Origin of the sequence: Roseibium sp. AS2 (assembly GCF_038900065.1) — a bacterium.
In the GTDB taxonomy this organism is placed as follows: Bacteria; Pseudomonadota; Alphaproteobacteria; order Rhizobiales; family Stappiaceae; genus Roseibium.
In genome coordinates, this window is the sequence record NZ_JBBMQN010000001.1 from 99,443 (window position 1) to 117,036 (window position 17,594).

Sequence of the window (17,594 nt, forward strand, 5' to 3'; positions counted from 1 at the left end):
AATATCACAAGGGCAAAAGCCGATGACACCGGTGACTTGCTGAGTTTCAGAGGGCCGCCATCCGGGGCGAAGCGGCGATCTGACGGGACTGGACGATCAAGCCCCGTGAAGAGCACGGCCCCGTTTCTGCGGCGTAGCTCAAAAGCAAAAGATCCTGCCGGCCGGCAGAAAGGCCGCTCGCCCGGTCAACCAGACCGCGCACCTCGGCGCGCCATGCCGGCAGACGGAACGGGTCATAAGACGGGTCGTCACCAGCACTCTTTGGTTTGACCCGAAACGGCTGCCCGAAACGACCGATACCGGCACAAACAAAAAGCGGCCCCGTGAGGCCGCTTTTCAGTTTGTTCATCGCCAGGAAAGCTGAACGTCAGTTCAACCGTTCCTTCACCTGCGAAATGCTCTTGGCCAGAATGTCGTCGGCGACCTTGTCCTTGACCTTGGCGGTCAGGATCACTTCGGCCGCTGCGACAGCAATGTCGGCCGCCTTGGCGCGAACCTCGGCAATCGCCTGGCTTTCGGCCTGGGCGATCTTGTCCTCGGCAGCCTTCGTCCGGCGGGCGATCATCTCTTCAAGGGCCTGATTGGTTTCCACCGTCAGGCGCTCGGCTTCCGAGTTGGCTTCGGCGATGATGGCTTCCGCCTCACCTTCGGCTTCGTGGCGCTTGCGCTGATACTCCGACAGCAGTGACTGGGCTTCTTCACGCATCTTGCGTGCTTCCTCCAGCTCCTTGCGGATGGTATCGGCGCGGTCGTCCAGAGAAGCTCCGATCTTGCCCGGAACCTTGACGTAAATGATCAGCACGAAGAAGAGAACGAGACCGACCGTGGCCCAGAATGTTGCGTCCATGATGGTCTCCTCAGTTCATCGCCGACTTCAGCGCCTTGGTCAGATCGGTCTTTGTCGGAGCCTTCCCGATCAGCTGCTCGACGAGAGCTGACGTGGTGTCTCCGGCAATTTCCTCGATCTGGGAAAGGGCCTCGGTCTTGATACCGGCGATATGAGCTTCCGCCGCCTTGAGCTTCTCGCCCAGCTTGGCTTCGGCCTTTTCGCGGCGGGTCTCGTGATCCGCCTTGAGCTTGGACCGCGTGTCATGGGCAATGCCATGCGCCTTGTTGCGGGCCTCGGCCAGCGCCTGCTCGTAAGCGGCAATCGCCGCGTCGGTTTCTTCCTTGAGGCGGCTGGCCTCGGAAAGATCCCCGGCGATGCGATCCTTGCGGTCTTCCAGGATCCCTGCGATCCGCGGCATGGCCACGTTCTTCATGATCCAGTAAAACACGGCAAAGGTGATGGCCAGCCACAAGAGCTGGGACGCAAAGGTAGTCGCATCGAACGGCGGGAAGCCAGCGCCATGCTCAGCAGCCGGCACTTCGATGACTTCGTGCATGCCTTCGGTGGTCGAATGCGTTGGGCTTGCCATTTCCTGTCTCCTAAATCCGGCTGGGCGGCACTTCTAACAGCCGGCGCTCACATGGAACGCTGGCTGTTTCGGGGCGCCGCCACCGGAGTCGCATCGAAAGTCGCTGCGAATGAGCGATCAAGCGAACAGGAGGATCAGGGCGACCAGCAGGGAGAAGATGCCCAGAGCTTCTGTAACGGCGAAGCCGAAGATCAGGCGGCCGAACTGGCCATCAGCAGCGGACGGGTTGCGCAGGGCGCCGGCGAGATAGCTACCGAAGATGTTGCCGAGGCCAATACCGGCGCCGCCCATGCCCAGGCATGCGATACCGGCACCGATGTATTTTGCTGCTTCTGCTTCCATGACACGTGCTCCTAGATGGTGTTTGCAGATTTCTCACGCGCGGCGCGAAGGCCGTGTGATTGGGTAACCCTTAGTGTGTGGGATGAATGGCGTCGTTCAGATACATGCAGGTCAGGACCGTGAAGACATAGGCCTGCAGGAACGCAACCAGGAATTCCAGCGCCGTCAGGGCAACTGTCATCCCAAGGGGAATAATGGCTCCGAACACGCCAACCGCGCCCATGGCGCTGAGGCTGACGATGAACCCGGAGAAAACCTTCAGCGTAATGTGACCGGCCAGCATGTTCGCAAACAGACGAACGGACAGGCTGATCGGACGCGACAGGAACGAGATCACCTCGATCAGGGTCACCAGCGGGATCAGGAAGGCAGGGACGCCGCTGGGAACGAACAGCTTGAGAAAACTCATGCCGTTGCGCATGAAGCCGTAGACGATCACGGTGAGGATCACCAGCATCGCGAGCGCGAAGGTCACGATGATGTGGCTGGTGATGGTGAAGAAATACGGGAACATCCCGAAGAGGTTGGCCACAAGCACGAACATGAAGAGCGAGAACACCAGCGGGAAGAAACGCATCCCGTCCGTTCCCGCTGCGCTTCGCAATGTGCCTGCGACGAATTCATACGCCATTTCCGACACCGACTGCAGACGGGACGGGACAAGCCCGCGACCGCTGGTCGAGAAGATCAGAAACGCGGACGTCGCTGCCACGGTCAAAACCATGAACAGCGAAGAATTGGTGAAAGAGAAATCCACTCCCCCGACTTCAATCGGAAAGATATTCTGGATTTGGAACTGATGGATCGGATCGTTCGCCACCGGCCAGCCTTCTTCGCTCGTTCATGATCACAACGCCCGAGGGCGCGACAAATTCTAGTCCGGCCTGTCGTTCTGAACGTCAGTATCGGGCTGGTTTCTCGGGTCAGGATGCTCGACGACACCCGCCGAACGCAAGACATTCAAGATACCGGCCACGAAGCCCAGCAACAGGAAGACAATCAGCCCGAAGGGTGATGTTCCCAACCACTGGTCGGCAACCCAACCGATCCCGGCCCCCACCAGAACGCCCGCAATAAACTCCGAAGAGAGCTTCATTGCCTGCGCATATCCGGATGAGCTGCTTGTCGACTTCCGTGCGGCTTTTTCTTCCACCACCCGCCGGTCGTCAAGCTTCCGGTTCAATTGAGCCCGCCGTTCCGACAGACCTGCTTCCAGGGTTCCGACTGTCCGATCTTCCTTATCGCCGTTTTGCGAAGACATATTCACTAGTCCTCTTGCCGCGCCGACATGTCAGATCCAACAACAGGGGAGCCCCTTGAGCCGCGCGCACCATAGTCGGCGCCTCATGTCGTGTCAAGGAGCCTAAAACAAGTTATATCTGATTGAAAATAAACATCTTTTTCAGTTCGAACTGATTCTGCGAGACCTAAGTTGCATAAGGTTTTTGCAGCCGTGCCGCACCGGATGTGTTCCCGGACTGCCGGGCTAAGCGGTTTCCCGGAATCGCTCCGCCGTTTCCAGATCCACCGAAACAAGCTGGGAAACGCCGCGTTCCGCCATCGTCACCCCGAACAGGCGGTTCATGCGCGCCATGGTGATCGGATTGTGCGTGATGACCACGAAGCGGGTTTCCGTGCTCGAGGTCATTTCATCCAGCAGATCGCAGTAGCGTTCCACATTGGCGTCGTCGAGCGGTGCATCGACTTCGTCGAGAACGCATATCGGCGCCGGATTCGTCAGGAATACCGCAAAAATCAGCGACATTGCGGTAAGTGCCTGTTCGCCGCCGGAAAGCAGCGTCATGGTCTGCGGCTTCTTGCCCGGCGGGCGGGCGATGATTTCCAGACCGGCGTCGAGCGGATCATCGGAATCGACCAATTGCAGTTCCGCCGTGCCGCCGCCGAACAAATGTGTGAACAGCCGCTGGAAATGGCCGTTGACGACCTCGAATGAAGCCAGCAGGCGTTCCCGCGCTTCCCGGTTGAGGTTGGAGATGCCGGTGCGCAGACGCCGAATCGCCTCGATCAGATCGTCACGCTCGGAGGTGAGCGTCGATTTCTGCTCGTCGATTTCGCGCAATTCTTCCTCCGCTCTCAGGTTGACGCCGCCGAGGCGCTCGCGCTCGGCCTTGAGCCGCTCCAGCTTGCGTTCCATCGCCTCCGGATCGGGCAGCGGCGCGCCTTCCCTGAGGCCGGCGATCTCCGGCAGGGCCGTGACAGCGACTTCCAGATCCTCGTCGATGCGCCGTTCCAGATTGCCCTTGCGGTCGCGTGCCGCCTCCAGGCGCTCTTCCGCCCGAATTTTTTCCTCGCGCGCGCCGGACATGGCCTCCAGTGCCGCCTTGGCCGCCCGGTCGACATCGGCAAGGTCGAATTCGGCCTGCTGCAGGCGGTCGTCCTTTGCCTTTTTCTCCTCCTCCGCCCTGGCGATGGCGGAGAACAGGTCGCGGCGCTTGATCTCGATGTCTTCGGGTGCCTCGATCAGTTCCGCGCGTTCTTCCTCGGCCTCCTCGCGGCGCTCCCTGAGCACCTCGATCTGCTGCGAGGCATTGGCGGCCCGGGTCTTCCAGCCGTCATATTCGCGGGCAATCGCCTCGAGGCGCCGGTCGCGCATCTGCTGTTCGCGCGTCAGTCCCTCCGACACGGCGCGTGCTTCGGCAAGGACACCACGGGCCGTGTCCACCCGGATCTGAAGGTCCTCGATCCGGGCGCGATAGCTTGAGGCGTCCGGCGCGTCTTCCAGGCTGGCTTCGGCTTCGGCAAGCTGCTCGCGGGCCAGTTCCGTTTCCTCGCCGAGGCGCTGCGCACGCTCCTGCGCCGCTTCCTTGCGGGTGGCCAATTGGGAGACCGCCCGTTCGGCGGCGGCAAGCGCCTCGCGCGCTGCGGCTGCCCGGCGCTGGCCGTCACGCACCTTGCCCCGGGCAGTCTGCTCCTGTTCTTCCGCCTGGCGAACCTCGCCGGCTGCCGTTTCCAGCGCCTCCTGAAGCTCCTTCAGCAAGCGCCGGGCAACATCGATTTCGCCGCCGAGTTCGGCCAGCCGGTTTTTCTGGGACAGTCTCTGGGCCGCCGGCGTCGGCGCATTGGCCGCGACCACGAAGCCGTCCCAGCGCCAGAGGTCTCCCTCGCGCGACACCAGACGCTGGCCGGGCTTCAGCGCCGCGCGCAGAGCCGGACCGGCCGCCTGATCGACGATGCCGATCTGCCGCAGCCGCCGGCCAAGCTCGGCGGGGGCCTCGACCACATCGGCAAGGCTGCGCACACCGTCCGGCAGCGCCGGGTCGGCGTCATGCGCCAGCGCGGCTCCCCATTTCACGGCGGCGGCATCTTCCAGCGACGCATCCAAGTCCTCGCCCAGCGCGGCACCGAGCGCGGTCTCGAAGCCCTGATCGACCCGCATCTTTTCGACCACGGGCGTGTGATCCCGGTCCGCGTTGGCATTCAGGACCTGGTCCAGGGTGCGTGCCTCGGTCTCATATCCCTGCAGGGTCTGCTGCGCCGCGCTCACCGGACCGCGCGCGGCCTGCTCGCGTTCGCGCGCTTCGCGCGTTGCCGTTTCCGCGTCTTCAACGGCCGCCTCGGCTTCAGCAAGCGTTTCCCCGGCAAGCTCCAGTGCCTCGCGGTTGTCGGCGACACCGTCGTGTTCCGCCATCCGCTCTTCGAGATCGGCCAGGACCTGCCGGGCTTCCTGCGCCTGGGCAACAAGCCGGTCGGCCCGCTGGCGGCTGTCCTGAACCGCTTTTTCCCACTGACGCCGCTCCGCGGCGGCGCGCGCTTCGGCCGCGGTCAGTTCGGACAGTCCGGTTTCGAGGTCACGCACCGTTTCTTCCGCCTCGGCGACCTTTTCCCGCGCGCTGCCCGTGCGTTCCTGCACCATCTCGTTTTCTTCCAGAAGCTCGGCGCGCTCTTCCGAAAGGCGCTCCAGCACCTCGTCGTTTTCGGAGACCATTGTCTGTTCGCGGCGAATGTCCTCGGCCAGTTGCGCCAGCCGCCGCTCCAGGTCCTGCAACCGCTCCTTCACACGCCGCTCCTCGGCGTCCAGTTCGTTGCGCGCGATCACCAGACGCTGGAGAGCGGCTCCGGCCCGGGCCGCCTCGTCCCTGAGTTCGGGCAGCTTGTGCGCGGCGATCGCCTGGATCCGGGCGCTCTCGGCCTGCAAGGCGGTCGCCTCGTTGACCTGCTTCTGGGCATCCGCGAAATGCGTCTCCGCCGCCCCGAGCGCGTCGCGGGCTTCCGTCCAGCGGATATAGAGAATAGATGCTTCCGCCGCGCGTATTTCGGAGGACAGGTTCCGGTATCTGGTCGCCTGCCGCGTCTGGCGTTTCAGATTGTCGAGCTGGCTGTCGATCTGCACCAGCACGTCCTCGAGCCGTTCCAGGTTCTGCTCGGCCGCACGCAGGCGGATCTCCGCCTCGTGGCGGCGCGAGTGCAGGCCGGAGATCCCCGCCGCTTCTTCCAGAATCTGGCGTCGGGAGGTCGGTTTGGCCGCAATCAGCTCGCCGATCTGGCCCTGACGCACCATGGCGGGCGAGCGGGCGCCGGTCGAGGCATCGGCAAACAGAAGCTGGACGTCGCGCGCGCGCGCATCCCGGGCATTGATCTTGTAGTTGGAGCCCTGCTCGCGCTCGATCCGCCGGCTGACTTCCAGAAGATCTGCGTCATTGAAGGCGGACGGGGCGGTGCGGTCCTGGTTTTCCAGAAAGAGCGTGACTTCCGCGGTGTTGCGCGAGGGGCGGTTGAGACTGCCCGAGAAAATCACGTCGTCCATGCCGGAGGCGCGCATGTTCTTGTAGGAATTCTCGCCCATGACCCAGCGCAGGGCCTCCACGAGATTGGACTTGCCGCACCCGTTCGGCCCGACCACCCCGGTCAGGCCGTCACCGATGATGAATTCCATCGGTTCGACGAAGGACTTGAAGCCGACGATACGGAGTTTGGAGAACTTCATCGGTGCCCGGCCCTCCAGGGCTGCCGGGGTTCGGACACCGAGTTTTTCAGGGAAAGATCAGGGCAGCCCTTCAGGAGCAGCGGATAGTCCGCGGCTTCACAGGTTCTCCTCGATGATCTTGCCCATCTCTTCAATCGAAAGCGCCCCCGAGTGCTTTTCGCCATTGATGAAGAATGTCGGTGTCGAGCTCACCCCGAACTCGTTCGCACCACGGTCCTTGACAGCATTTACTGCGTCCAGCATCCCCTGGTTTGTCAAGCATTCCTCAAAGGTCTCTTGTGTAAATCCGATCTGCTTGGAAAAGTCGAGCAGGGATTGGTACGGATTGTCGCCGAATGCCCAGGTCCGCTGGTTTTCGAACATGGTATCCACAATCTCGAAATACTTGTCGGCCGGTGCGCAGCGCGCCAGCATGAAGGCCGCGGCAGCGACCGGATCCAGCGGAAACTCGCGGAAGATAAATCGGACCTTGCCGGTGTCGATAAACTGCTCTTTCAATTCCGGCCAGGTGCGCTTGTGAAAATTGGCGCAATGCCCGCACGTCATGGAAGCGTATTCGACAATGGCCACCGGGGCGTTTTCATCACCAAGGATCTTGTCGCCAAGAGGACCCGGCTTCAGAAGCTCGTCCAGATCAACGGACTGGGCAAATGCCGCATGGGGCATTGTGAGGCTGAGTGCGGCGGTCGCCAGGGCGGTGGTCTTGAGAAACTGTCTACGGGTCTGGGTCACAAATTCGTCCTGTCACATATTAAGCGCTGTACCTTGCCCAGTTTGCACTGTCAGGCGCGAATACCGGGATCTCATGTGCCCTTTCCGACACATCGCGTCAACAGAGCTTATCAAATGTGGCGGGAGCGAGGACGATGCAATTCGGCGTATCACAGTGTTGTTATTAATCGGGGTAGTTAGCGCCCGGCAGTGTAATCGCCCGGTGGTGTTGTTGATCGGGACTTCAGGCGGCCGCCGATCTCGGGCAAACTGCTCAGGCGGCCTTGTCGCCGTTACGGGCGATCACCTGAGTTCCCAGCTTTTTCAGGGCATCGCGCAGGCGCTCGTTCTGAACACCCTCGAGATTCTGGTCAAGCCGGTCCTGTTCGCTCCTGGTCAGTTGCCGCAGCTGCCGTTTCGGGGCGGAGGGTTTCACTTTTACCGGTTTTTGCAGGATCTTGATGCGGCCGACGGCCTGCCAGCCGTAGAAGGTGTTGATGCGCTCGATCACCTGCGCAGTTTCGTGGGACAGCAGCAGCGCAGTCGCGCCATCGGTATGGACGACAAGGATCGCCGGTTCCGGAGGCGTCTCGGGATCGGTGCGGTCAGGCCGGCGTGGCCAGATCAGGCGATCGGGCTGAACCCGGGCGCCATAGCGCTCCCCGACAATGTCGGCCCAGGCGGCGATGATGTCGACCGAGGCAAATCCACGCTTCCTGCAGGCAGGCGTCATCGCCTTGCCGACGAGATCGGAAAGTCGTTTCGCCCCCATCGGCGGGCGCACGGAATTTGCCTTTGCAGCGCTTATGTCCTACCTCCCCCTCAATCCGCACGGCCCGAACGGCCGGCCAGATTCCGGAATGGCCTGATGTGTCCCAATAGAATACGACAGAATGACGACGAATACTTTCATGAAGCTCTGCGGAACGCGGCGCTTCCCAAGTTGTCCCCAGCCTATCCAACGCTTCGCTGCTTGAATTCACAAGACCTGCATCGCTGATCTCATGACGACTGTTTCGCACTCCCGATCGCTGCTCGACTGGTACGACAGGCATGCCCGGCGCCTGCCATGGCGCGTCAGCCCGCAAGACCGGAACCTCGGCGAAGTTCCCGATCCCTACCGGATCTGGCTGTCCGAGGTCATGCTGCAGCAGACGACCGTTGCGGCAGTGAAGGACTATTTCGAAAAGTTCATCCGCCTGTGGCCCGCCGTGGAAGATCTTGCCATGGCCGACGAACAAGACGTGATGAAGGCCTGGGCCGGTCTCGGCTACTACTCGCGGGCGCGCAATTTGAAAAAATGTGCCGAAACGGTCGCCAGGGAGCATGACGGACGCTTTCCCGAGACGGAAGACGCGCTGATGGGTCTGCCCGGCATCGGCCCCTACACCGCAGCGGCGATCGCGACCATCGCGTTCGACCGGCATGCAGCCGTGGTCGACGGCAATGTCGAGCGGGTTCTTTCGCGCATGTTCCTGATCGAAACACCCCTTCCCGAGGCCAAGCCCGAAATCAGGGCCCGGATGGGCGAACTCACACCGCATGCGCGGCCCGGAGATTTTGCCCAGGCCGTCATGGATCTCGGCGCCACCATCTGCACGCCCAGGCGGCCTGCCTGCGGGCTATGCCCCTGGCGGGAGAACTGCGCGGCCCAGCCGGCAAACGTCGCCGAGACCCTGCCCCGCAAGGCGCCGAAAAAGAAAAAGCCGACCCGCTTCGGGGCTGCCTTCGTCGCCATCGATGAAAAGTCGGGCGCGGTCTTGCTGCGCCGGCGCCCGCCCGAGGGCCTGCTCGGCGGCATGACGGAAGTTCCCGGAACGGAATGGGCCGCGGACTTTGCAGGCGAAGCGGCGCTCGATCTGGCCCCCTTCCCCGCCGACTGGACCCGCCGGCCGGGTGAGGTGAAACACACGTTCACCCATTTTCATCTTCGCCTGGCCGTCTACCGGGCCGACCTGACACTTGCCAGGCCGCCCGAGGGCGGCTGGTGGTCCGCGCGGACAGAGCTTCACGACGAAGCTCTCCCGACTGTGATGCGCAAGGTTCTCGCGATGGCACTGGCCGCCGATCAAGGTTCGTGAGCCTGATGCACGGTCCCCTTCCGCCATGGAACACTTTGCAATCGCCGCCATCGGTGGCTTGTTCCGGCGCGCCGAACAGCGTTGGGCTGCTTGAACGACCGGCCAGGCGCGTTCTGCAGCGGGTATCGACACCCATTTTCATTTTACGTCCGGTCGCGGCAAACGATCCGGCGCCAAACCCGATTACTGTTAAAAATCGGAAAAGAGTTTTTCCTCATCCACACCGTGCGGTCCGCCGTACCTCAATTACGACAGACATTTGAACTGAAGCCCTGAGATACCCCGGAGAATGCGTTTCCGGGAGCGGCATCTTTGTGTCTGCGTGAACCGAGTGGGAGTATGAAATGAAACTGATTCAGAACATCGTCATGGCGTTGCTTGTCATTCTACCTCTGTCCGCCGCAAGGGCCGCCGACAGGGACATTGTTGACACGGCAGTCGAAGCCGGCTCGTTCAACACGCTGGTTGCCGCCGTTCAGGCCGCCGGACTCGTCGAGCCCCTGAAAGGCGACGGCCCCTTCACCGTGTTCGCGCCGACGGACGAGGCCTTCGCCAATCTTCCGGAAGGCACGGTCGAGAACCTGCTGAAACCGGAAAACAAGGACCAACTGGTGGCCGTGCTCACCTATCACGTGATCCCGGGCAAGGTGATGGCCGCCGATATCGCCGGCAAGAAGGCCTCCGTCGCCACCGTTCAGGGCAGTGAGGTCTCCATCGACGCGACCAATGGCGTCAAGGTCGACGGCGCCACGGTGATATCAGCGGATGTGGGCGCATCCAACGGTGTGATCCATGTGATTGACGCGGTCATCCTTCCGAAGTCCTGAGGTTCTCTTCGAACCCCTTTCACCCGTAACAGGTGACGGCAAGCGGCGCGGCCTTTCGAGGCCGCGCCGCCTATTGCGACTTGCTCGCAAAAACTCTTTTTTCTGAAGGCGTTGCGGCATTGCCTGTTCCGCTGGAAAACGCGCCGGGCAGGCTATTTTTTTGAATATTTTTTGCACGCCATGACTGGACAAGAGCATCGGAATGATCCTAATGTGTCTTTTAGAATAATTCTAAATTAGAGGCTTTCAGGAGAACTGCCATGAAGGGAAATCAAAAGGTTATCGATTGTCTGAACGAGGCCCTTTTTCTGGAGCTCGGCGCAATCAACCAGTACTGGCTGCATTACCGTCTCCTGAACGACTGGGGCTACGCGCGCCTGGCCAAGAAGGAGCGTGAAGAGTCGATCGAGGAAATGCAGCACGCGGACAAGATTACCGACCGCATCATCTTCCTCGAAGGTCATCCGAACATGCAGAAGCTGGCACCGCTTCGGATCGGCCAGAACATCAAGGAAGTGCTGGAATGCGATCTTGCCGGCGAATATGACGCCCGCACGGCTTATGCCAAGTCCCGCGAAGTCTGTCGCGAGGAAGGCGACTATGTCTCCATGCACCTGTTCGAGGAGCTGCTGACGGACGAGGAAGGCCATATCGACTTCCTGGAAACACAGCTCGAGCTCTTGGAAAAGATCGGCGTCGAGCGCTACGGCCTTTTGAACGCCGTCCCGGCCGACGAAGCGGAATAAGGTTACTTCAGGCCCCATCACCCTGTTCAGCCGCCGGTGCAAGAAACAGCACCGGCGGCCTTTTTTTCACTCAGCTGCACAGCTTCCGCTGACTTCAGGATGCACTTCGCACCGGGGTCACTGAAACGCGGTTTCCGCAAAGCTCCTGAGCTTGCGTGAATGCAGCCGTTCCGCTGTCATCGCGCGCATCTTTTCCATCGCCCTGATGCCGATTTCCAGATGCTGGGCGACCTGGCGCGTGTAGAAATCCGTGGCCATGCCCGGAAGCTTCAGTTCGCCGTGCAGCGGCTTGTCCGACACGCACAGGAGCGTTCCGTAAGGCACGCGGAAGCGGAACCCGTTGGCGGCGATGGTGGCCGATTCCATGTCCAGCGCGATCGCCCGTGACTGGGAAAAGCGCTTGACCAGCTCCGGCTGGTTCCAGAGTTCCCAGTTGCGGTTGTCGAGAGATACCACGGTGCCCGTGCGCATGACCCGCTTCAGTTCATACCCGTCAATGCCGGTGATCTCGGCAACGGCATCTTCCAGCGCGACCTGAACTTCGGCCAGCGGCGGAATCGGCACCCAGATCGGCAAATCCTTGTCGAGCACGCTGTCCTCGCGCACATAGCCGTGGGCGAGGACATAGTCGCCGAGCGTCTGGCTGTTCCTGAGGCCGGCGCAGTGACCGAGCATCAGCCAGACATGCGGGCGCAGGACAGCAATGTGGTCGGTGATGGTCTTGGCGTTGGACGGACCGACGCCGATATTGACCATGGTGATGCCGCTGCCGTCCGCCCGTTTCAGGTGGTAGGCCGGCATCTGCGGCAGTTTGGCCGGTTCCTCGCCACTGCTGGGTTCGCTCTGCCCGGCCTCAATGACGAGATTGCCCGGTGACACGAACGCCTCGTAGCCGCTTTCCGGATCGGCAAGCAACTGATGGGACATGCGGCAGAATTCATCGATGTAAAACTGGTAGTTCGTGAAAAGCACGTAATTCTGGAAATGCTCGGCCCGGGTCGCGGTGTAGTGCTGCAGCCTGTGCAGGGAATAGTCGATCCGCGGCGCGGTGAAGGAGGCCAGCGGCATGACGCCGTCAAGCGGCTCATGGGTGCCGTTGGCGATGGAATCGTCCATCACGGTCAGATCGGGCAGATCGAACATGTCCGCCAGCGGCCGGTCCAGTTTGGCGGCGGCCGCACCGCCTTCCACGTGGGTGCCGTCATAAAACGCGAAATGCAGCGGGATCGGCATGTCGCTGTCGCCGATCAGCAGTGGCACGTCATGGTTTTTCATCAGGAGAGACAGCTGTGCGAGCAGATAGTGGCGAAACAGGTCCGGGCGCGTTACCGTGGTGGCATGGGTGCCCGGCCTTGAGACAAAGCCGTAGGACAACCGGCTGTCGAGGCGTATGTGACTGTCGGTGATGATCCGGACCTGCGGATAAAATGCGCGGACCCGTCCCTCGATCGGCTTGCCATCGAGCAGATCCTGAAAACGGGCACGCAGGAACGTGGTATTGGCTTCGAAAATCTCGACCAGCCGATCGACCGCCTGCCCGGCATCGCTGAACACTTCAAGCGGATGCGACGGGGCAAGCCGGACGCGGCGCGCGGGCTGCTGAAAAACATTGGGGGTTCCGGACATCCAGCCTCTCCTTATTGTTGTGGGCCCACAGTCCCGCCAAGTCTCCCCGGGGTCAATAGATGTCAGCCAGGTTTGTGAAAATTTTTTCGTCGTCAGAAAAAATCTTCAACTGCAATTCATCTGTTGCCTCGGCGACCTTTCGCAATGTCCAGTGAACCGGTAAGCTCCGGCCACGAACCTAGCGGAAATTCGACCGGGAGTTATTTCATGAAAAATCCGATCCTGACCCTTGCGATCGCCGTCGCCGCCCTGACAGGCGCGGGCGCCGGTGTCCTTGCCGGCGACCTTCCGGATCTCGGCGGCCGCGAGATTGTCGTGGCCTCCGAAAATACCTATCCGCCGCTGCAGTTCGTCGATCCGAACACAGGCAAGGCGATCGGCTGGGAATATGACGCGATCGCCGAAATCGCCGGGCGCCTGAACGCAAAGGTGACCTATCAGAACACCAGCTGGGACGCCATGATCCCGGCGGTGTCCGCCGGTGAATACGACCTGGCCATGAACGGCATTACCATCCGTGAAGACCGCGCCGAAAAGGTCGCATTCTCCGCCCCTTACATGCGCTCTGAAATGTTCATGCTGGTGCGCGCCGAGGAAGACCGCTTCACCGACGCCAAGGGTTTTGCCGCCGACCCGGATTTCCTTGCAGCGGCGCAGCCGGGCACGACACCGTTCTATGTTACCGTCTATGAAGTGCTGGATGGCGACGAGGCCAATCCACGGATCAAGCTGTTCGAAACCTTCGGGGCGGCCGTGCAGGCTCTGAAGGTCGGGGACGTCGATCTGGTTCTGACCGACAGCACCGGCGGCAAGGGCTATGTCGCCACCAATCCGGACACTTTCAAGCTGATCGGCGAGCCGATGGGCTCCGAGGATTTCGGCTTCATCTTCCCGAAAGGCTCCGACCTCATTGACCCGTTCAATGCCGCAATCGCATCAATGCGGGCAGACGGCACGCTCGACGCGCTCAACCAGACATGGTTCTTCGACTACAAGATCGGCAAATAGATCCCTGCCGCCGCCTTCGGGTGGCGGGTATCCATAGTCATGGCCGGTTTCCGGGCCCTCGTCCGGAGACCGGCCATTTTCATTGCCGCCGCCGAAGTCCCTTCCCCGCGAACCTCAAGTCAGCTCATGATCTCACGCAAAAATCCGTCAGGCACACCGCGACCGGACTTTCCGTACTGGCTGCTGCTTGCGGTTGGAATTGCGGTGTTTCTGCTTTTCCGGATCGCGACCGACGACATCTACAGCCAGGTCATGGCGACCGTGTCCCGCGGTGTCGGGCTGACGGTCCTGGTGACACTCGTGGCGTTTTTGCTGGCTTCGCTGCTGGGGCTTGCCCTTGCGCTTGCGTCGCTTTCCGGATCCCTCGTCCTGCGTCAGACCGCCCGGTTCTATGTCGAGATCGTGCGCGGCCTGCCGATCATCGTGCTGCTGCTCTACATTGCCTTCGTCGCAACCCCGTTGCTGGTGGCAGGTGTCAACGCCGTCCTGGAACCCATGGGGCTGGACCCGGTGCGCAGCCGGGACTTCCCCCTGCTCTGGCGGGCGGTGCTCGCATTGACAATCGGCTATTCGGCCTTCATCGCCGAAGTGTTCCGGGCCGGCATCCAGGCTGTCGACAGGGGCCAGATCGAGGCCGCCGAGGCGCTCGGCATGAACCGTTGGCTGCGGTTCCGCCTGATCGTTTTCCCGCAGGCTCTGAAAACCATCCTGCCCCCGCTCGGCAATGACTTTATCGCACTGATCAAGGACAGCTCCCTGGTTTCCGTTCTCGGTGTGGCCGACATCACCCAGCTCGGAAAGATCTATGCAGCCGGCTCGTTCCGCTATTTCGAGACCTATAATGTCGTCGCACTGATCTATCTGATGATGACCGTCACGCTGTCGCTGGCCCTGAGGCGGTTCGAGAGGTCCGGCCCGCCCGGGTCCCGTTAGAGGCCGCTCAAGGGACGCAACTGGCCGGTCGCCCCCTCGCCGGCCCTGCTTGCCGAACCGTGTATTTGCCCCTAGGCTGCAATTCCAAGTAAGTATCAGGAGACGCAAGCGTGCGCCGGATCATCGCAGGATGGGTCATGGCATGTCTGTTCGCCGGAAACGCTCTTGCCAGCGACGTGGTGACCGCCTGCGGCCATGACGATTATCCTCCCTGGAACTGGCGCAGCGGCGACAAGATTGTCGGGGTCTGCGCGGAAATCACCAGCACCGTGTTCGCCCGGTTGGGGCTGGAGGTGTCTCTCGACTATGCCGGCCCCTGGAGCCGTTGCCAGAAATATGTCGAAAGCGGCAGGATCGACGTCAATATCTGCGCCTTCGTGAACGACACCCGCAAAGGCTATTCGACGTTCGCCGGGCGGCCCATGGGCATCAACGAGATCTCGATCTTCGTGCGCAAGGGCGAGGAATTCGCGTTTACCACCCTTCGGGACCTGTCCGGCAAGCGGGCCATCATGCTCGACGGCGTCAGCATCGGACAGGGCAATGATGTCTTTCTGGAGGCCAACACCATGCTGTACAGGATGGAAAACCGTCTCCAGGCCTTCCGTTTCCTGGAGGCCGGCCGCGCGGACTTCTTCGTGACCGGCAAGCAGATCGGCCTGCTGCAGCGCGACCTGCATCATTTTGAGGACAGGATCACGGTGTTGCCCAGGCCGGTCGTGCAGGGTCCGCTGTACATTTCCGTTTCGAAGAAATCGCCTTTTTCCGGGTATCTGGACCAGATCGACGACATTCTGGCGGAGCCGGGTTACATGCAGATGGTCGAGAACCTGCTGGGGAAATACAAGCAGGTTTATCTTGATGAAAACAGGACGCCTTGAGATACGGTCCCTTGCAACAGGGTTCACAGGCCGTGCCGGAAAAGACCCTTAGTCATGCGACCTTTTGAAGAGATCGAGGCCGTTTCCGCGGCGCGCAAGGGAGGAGCGGATCGGCTCAGCGCGCTGCTGGCCGAACACGATCCGCCCAGGTCCGCGGCCGAACTGGAACGGATCGGCGACGACCGATGGCTGTCGATGTTCACAAGATGCGTGTTCCGGGCCGGTTTCAGCTGGAAGGTGATCGACCGGAAATGGCCCGGATTCGAGGAAGCCTTCGAAGGGTTTGACGTCGCCCGCCTTGCCTTCCTTCCCGACGAAGCCTTCGAGGCACTCCTGAAAGACACCCGCATCGTCCGCAACGGCGCCAAGATCAGGTCGGTCCAGCAGAACGCCAATTTCCTGAAGGACCTGGCAGCCGAACATGGCAGCGCCGCGCGGTTTTTCGCCCGCTATCCGGTCACGGACCAGATCGGTCTGATGGACCTCCTGAAGAAGCGCGGCAGCCGCCTCGGCGGACTTGCCGGACAAATCTCCCTGCGTTTCATGGGAAAGGAGAGTTTCGTGCTCTCGAGCGACGTGGTTAATGCGCTGATCGTTGAAAATGTCATTGAGAATGCCGCTATGTCGAAAAAAAACCTCAGGGCGATTCAGGCAGCCTTTAACGAATGGAACGCAACTTCCGGTCGTTCCCTGAATGAAATCAGCAGAATTCTGGCCTTTTCGGTCGGGACACCTCATTAACTTCTCATTCAGCTTTTACCAATGTAAACAAAGCATTGATTCAACGGCAATTTTTGTTTTCAGCGCTTAACGCCTGATTTACCAAACCCGGTAACCATGACACTCTAAATTGCGTGAGGTATTGCGTCGCAATGAGTGTACTGCGTACCGGGGTGTCCTTCGCGGCACCCCGTAAAACCCAAAATCCGGAAGCTTCCGCTTCCTGGCTGAACACGATCCTGAAGGGCGACTGCGTGGCCGCCCTTGAGAAACTGCCGTCCCGGTCTGTCGACCTAGTGTTCGCGGACCCGCCCTACAACCTTCAGTTGGGCGGCGACCTGCACCGGCCGGACCAGTCGAAGGTTGACGCCTGCGACGACCACTGGGACCAGTTCGAGAGCTTTCAGGCCTATGACGCCTTCACCAAGGCGTGGTTGCTGGCAATCCGCCGGGTGATGAAACCCGACGGCTCGCTGTATGTGATCGGCTCCTATCACAACATCTTCCGCGTCGGCGCGATCCTGCAGGATCTCGGCTTCTGGATCATGAACGACATCGTCTGGCTGAAGTCCAATCCGATGCCGAACTTTCGTGGCAAGCGCTTCACCAATGCGCATGAAACCATGATCTGGGCGACGAAGTCGAAGGATGCCAAGCCGACCTTCAACTACGATGCGCTGAAGACCTTCAACGAAGACCTTCAGATGCGCTCCGACTGGCACCTGCCGCTGTGCACGGGGACGGAACGCCTGAAGGACAAGCAGGGCCAGAAGGTACATCCGACCCAGAAGCCGGAGTCTCTGCTCTACCGGGTGCTGACGGCCTCCTCCAAGCCAGGCGACGTGGTCCTTGACCCGTTCTTCGGCACCGGCACCACCGGCGCTGTCGCCAAGAGACTGGGCCGCAACTTTGTCGGCGTGGAGCGCGAGCAGGACTATATCGATGCCGCAACCGCGCGCATCGAAGCGATCGAGCCCGGCGATGCGCAGGCCCTGGAGATGCATCAGGGCAAACGCGCCCTGAAACGCATCCCGTTCGGCACCCTTCTGGAAAGCGGGCTGTTGAAAGCGGGCACCGAGCTGTCCTGTTCCAAGGGCAAGCATCTGGCCATCGTGCGCGCGGACGGATCGCTCAAGTCAGGCGACCACACCGGCTCGATCCACAAGGTCGGTGCGCTGGTCCAGGGGCAGGAAGCCTGCAACGGCTGGACCTTCTGGCACATAAGGGACGGGGCCAAGGCCGCGCCCATCGACGAACTCCGCAAGGAGATCAGATCCCGTCTGCAGGCATAAGCAGGCGTCTCCAAGAAGCGACATTCGCATTCCCCGCGAAACAAACTTCAGCCCCGTCTCCCAG

18 protein-coding genes are annotated in these 17,594 nt (G+C 61.3%); 8 read left to right on the forward strand and 10 right to left on the reverse strand.

The features are described 5' to 3' along the window. Nucleotides 1–46: 46 nt before the first annotated feature. From WNZ15_RS00435 to WNZ15_RS00475, 9 genes are all read right to left on the reverse strand, one after another. Entirely contained in the window at nt 47–349 is a 303-nt protein-coding gene (locus WNZ15_RS00435) for a hypothetical protein (RefSeq protein WP_342890956.1), read from the reverse strand. Between the two features lie 18 nt (nt 350–367). Continuing rightward, on the reverse strand, nt 368–847 hold the full coding sequence (locus WNZ15_RS00440) for a F0F1 ATP synthase subunit B (protein ID WP_342890957.1): 480 nt from the start codon (nt 845–847) through the stop codon (nt 368–370). A 10-nt stretch (nt 848–857) separates the two neighbouring features. Next, nucleotides 858–1,418, reverse strand: a complete 561-nt coding sequence (locus WNZ15_RS00445; protein ID WP_342890958.1) for a F0F1 ATP synthase subunit B — start codon at nt 1,416–1,418, stop codon at nt 858–860. Nucleotides 1,419–1,535: 117 nt separating this feature from the next. Continuing rightward, the gene (locus WNZ15_RS00450; protein WP_068407233.1) at nt 1,536–1,760 is read right to left on the reverse strand and encodes a F0F1 ATP synthase subunit C; all 225 of its coding nucleotides are present in this window, start codon (nt 1,758–1,760) and stop codon (nt 1,536–1,538) included. 70 nt (nt 1,761–1,830) lie between these two features. Continuing rightward, a complete protein-coding gene (locus tag WNZ15_RS00455) occupies nt 1,831–2,580 on the reverse strand; it encodes a F0F1 ATP synthase subunit A (RefSeq protein ID WP_342890959.1) in 750 nt (249 codons plus the stop codon). A 54-nt stretch (nt 2,581–2,634) separates the two neighbouring features. Then, nucleotides 2,635–3,021 carry an AtpZ/AtpI family protein gene (locus WNZ15_RS00460; protein WP_342890960.1) on the reverse strand — a complete coding sequence of 129 codons (387 nt, stop codon included), beginning with the start codon at nt 3,019–3,021 and terminating at the stop codon, nt 2,635–2,637. Between the two features lie 225 nt (nt 3,022–3,246). Continuing rightward, nucleotides 3,247–6,705, reverse strand: a complete 3,459-nt coding sequence (gene smc / locus WNZ15_RS00465; RefSeq protein ID WP_342890961.1) for a chromosome segregation protein SMC — start codon at nt 6,703–6,705, stop codon at nt 3,247–3,249. Nucleotides 6,706–6,801: 96 nt separating this feature from the next. Beyond that, nucleotides 6,802–7,437, reverse strand: coding sequence for a thioredoxin domain-containing protein (locus WNZ15_RS00470; protein WP_342890962.1), 636 nt, complete (start codon nt 7,435–7,437; stop codon nt 6,802–6,804). Nucleotides 7,438–7,690: 253 nt separating this feature from the next. Then, nucleotides 7,691–8,200: a DciA family protein gene (locus WNZ15_RS00475; protein WP_342890963.1), complete on the reverse strand. Its 510-nt coding sequence runs from the start codon at nt 8,198–8,200 to the stop codon at nt 7,691–7,693. A 220-nt stretch (nt 8,201–8,420) separates the two neighbouring features. On the opposite strand from WNZ15_RS00475, the gene mutY reads away from it, so the two are divergent. The 3 genes from mutY to bfr all read left to right on the forward strand — a co-directional run bounded on the left by mutY (nt 8,421) and on the right by bfr (nt 11,070). Beyond that, nucleotides 8,421–9,497 (forward strand): A/G-specific adenine glycosylase, encoded by a 1,077-nt coding sequence (gene mutY, locus WNZ15_RS00480; protein ID WP_342890964.1) that lies wholly within the window; start codon nt 8,421–8,423, stop codon nt 9,495–9,497. Nucleotides 9,498–9,841: 344 nt separating this feature from the next. Then, complete coding sequence (locus tag WNZ15_RS00485; protein WP_342890965.1) at nt 9,842–10,324, forward strand: fasciclin domain-containing protein; 483 nt, start codon at nt 9,842–9,844, stop codon at nt 10,322–10,324. A 260-nt stretch (nt 10,325–10,584) separates the two neighbouring features. Next, complete coding sequence (gene bfr / locus WNZ15_RS00490) at nt 10,585–11,070, forward strand: bacterioferritin (protein ID WP_342890966.1); 486 nt, start codon at nt 10,585–10,587, stop codon at nt 11,068–11,070. Nucleotides 11,071–11,187: 117 nt separating this feature from the next. Here the strand turns inward: bfr and WNZ15_RS00495 are convergent, their stop codons facing one another. Then, entirely contained in the window at nt 11,188–12,696 is a 1,509-nt protein-coding gene (locus tag WNZ15_RS00495) for an AMP nucleosidase (RefSeq protein WP_342890967.1), read from the reverse strand. Nucleotides 12,697–12,903: 207 nt separating this feature from the next. Between WNZ15_RS00495 and WNZ15_RS00500 the strand changes: the two genes are divergently transcribed. The 5 genes from WNZ15_RS00500 to WNZ15_RS00520 all read left to right on the forward strand — a co-directional run bounded on the left by WNZ15_RS00500 (nt 12,904) and on the right by WNZ15_RS00520 (nt 17,530). After that, nucleotides 12,904–13,704: a transporter substrate-binding domain-containing protein gene (locus WNZ15_RS00500; protein WP_342890968.1), complete on the forward strand. Its 801-nt coding sequence runs from the start codon at nt 12,904–12,906 to the stop codon at nt 13,702–13,704. 126 nt (nt 13,705–13,830) lie between these two features. Continuing rightward, on the forward strand, nt 13,831–14,637 hold the full coding sequence (locus tag WNZ15_RS00505) for an amino acid ABC transporter permease (RefSeq protein ID WP_342890969.1): 807 nt from the start codon (nt 13,831–13,833) through the stop codon (nt 14,635–14,637). 110 nt (nt 14,638–14,747) lie between these two features. Beyond that, nucleotides 14,748–15,518, forward strand: a complete 771-nt coding sequence (locus WNZ15_RS00510) for a transporter substrate-binding domain-containing protein (RefSeq protein ID WP_342890970.1) — start codon at nt 14,748–14,750, stop codon at nt 15,516–15,518. A gap of 54 nt (nt 15,519–15,572) precedes the next feature. Beyond that, on the forward strand, nt 15,573–16,259 hold the full coding sequence (locus tag WNZ15_RS00515) for a DNA-3-methyladenine glycosylase I (RefSeq protein WP_342890971.1): 687 nt from the start codon (nt 15,573–15,575) through the stop codon (nt 16,257–16,259). A gap of 131 nt (nt 16,260–16,390) precedes the next feature. Beyond that, nucleotides 16,391–17,530: a site-specific DNA-methyltransferase gene (locus WNZ15_RS00520; RefSeq protein WP_342890972.1), complete on the forward strand. Its 1,140-nt coding sequence runs from the start codon at nt 16,391–16,393 to the stop codon at nt 17,528–17,530. The last annotated feature ends 64 nt before the right edge of the window (nt 17,531–17,594 follow it).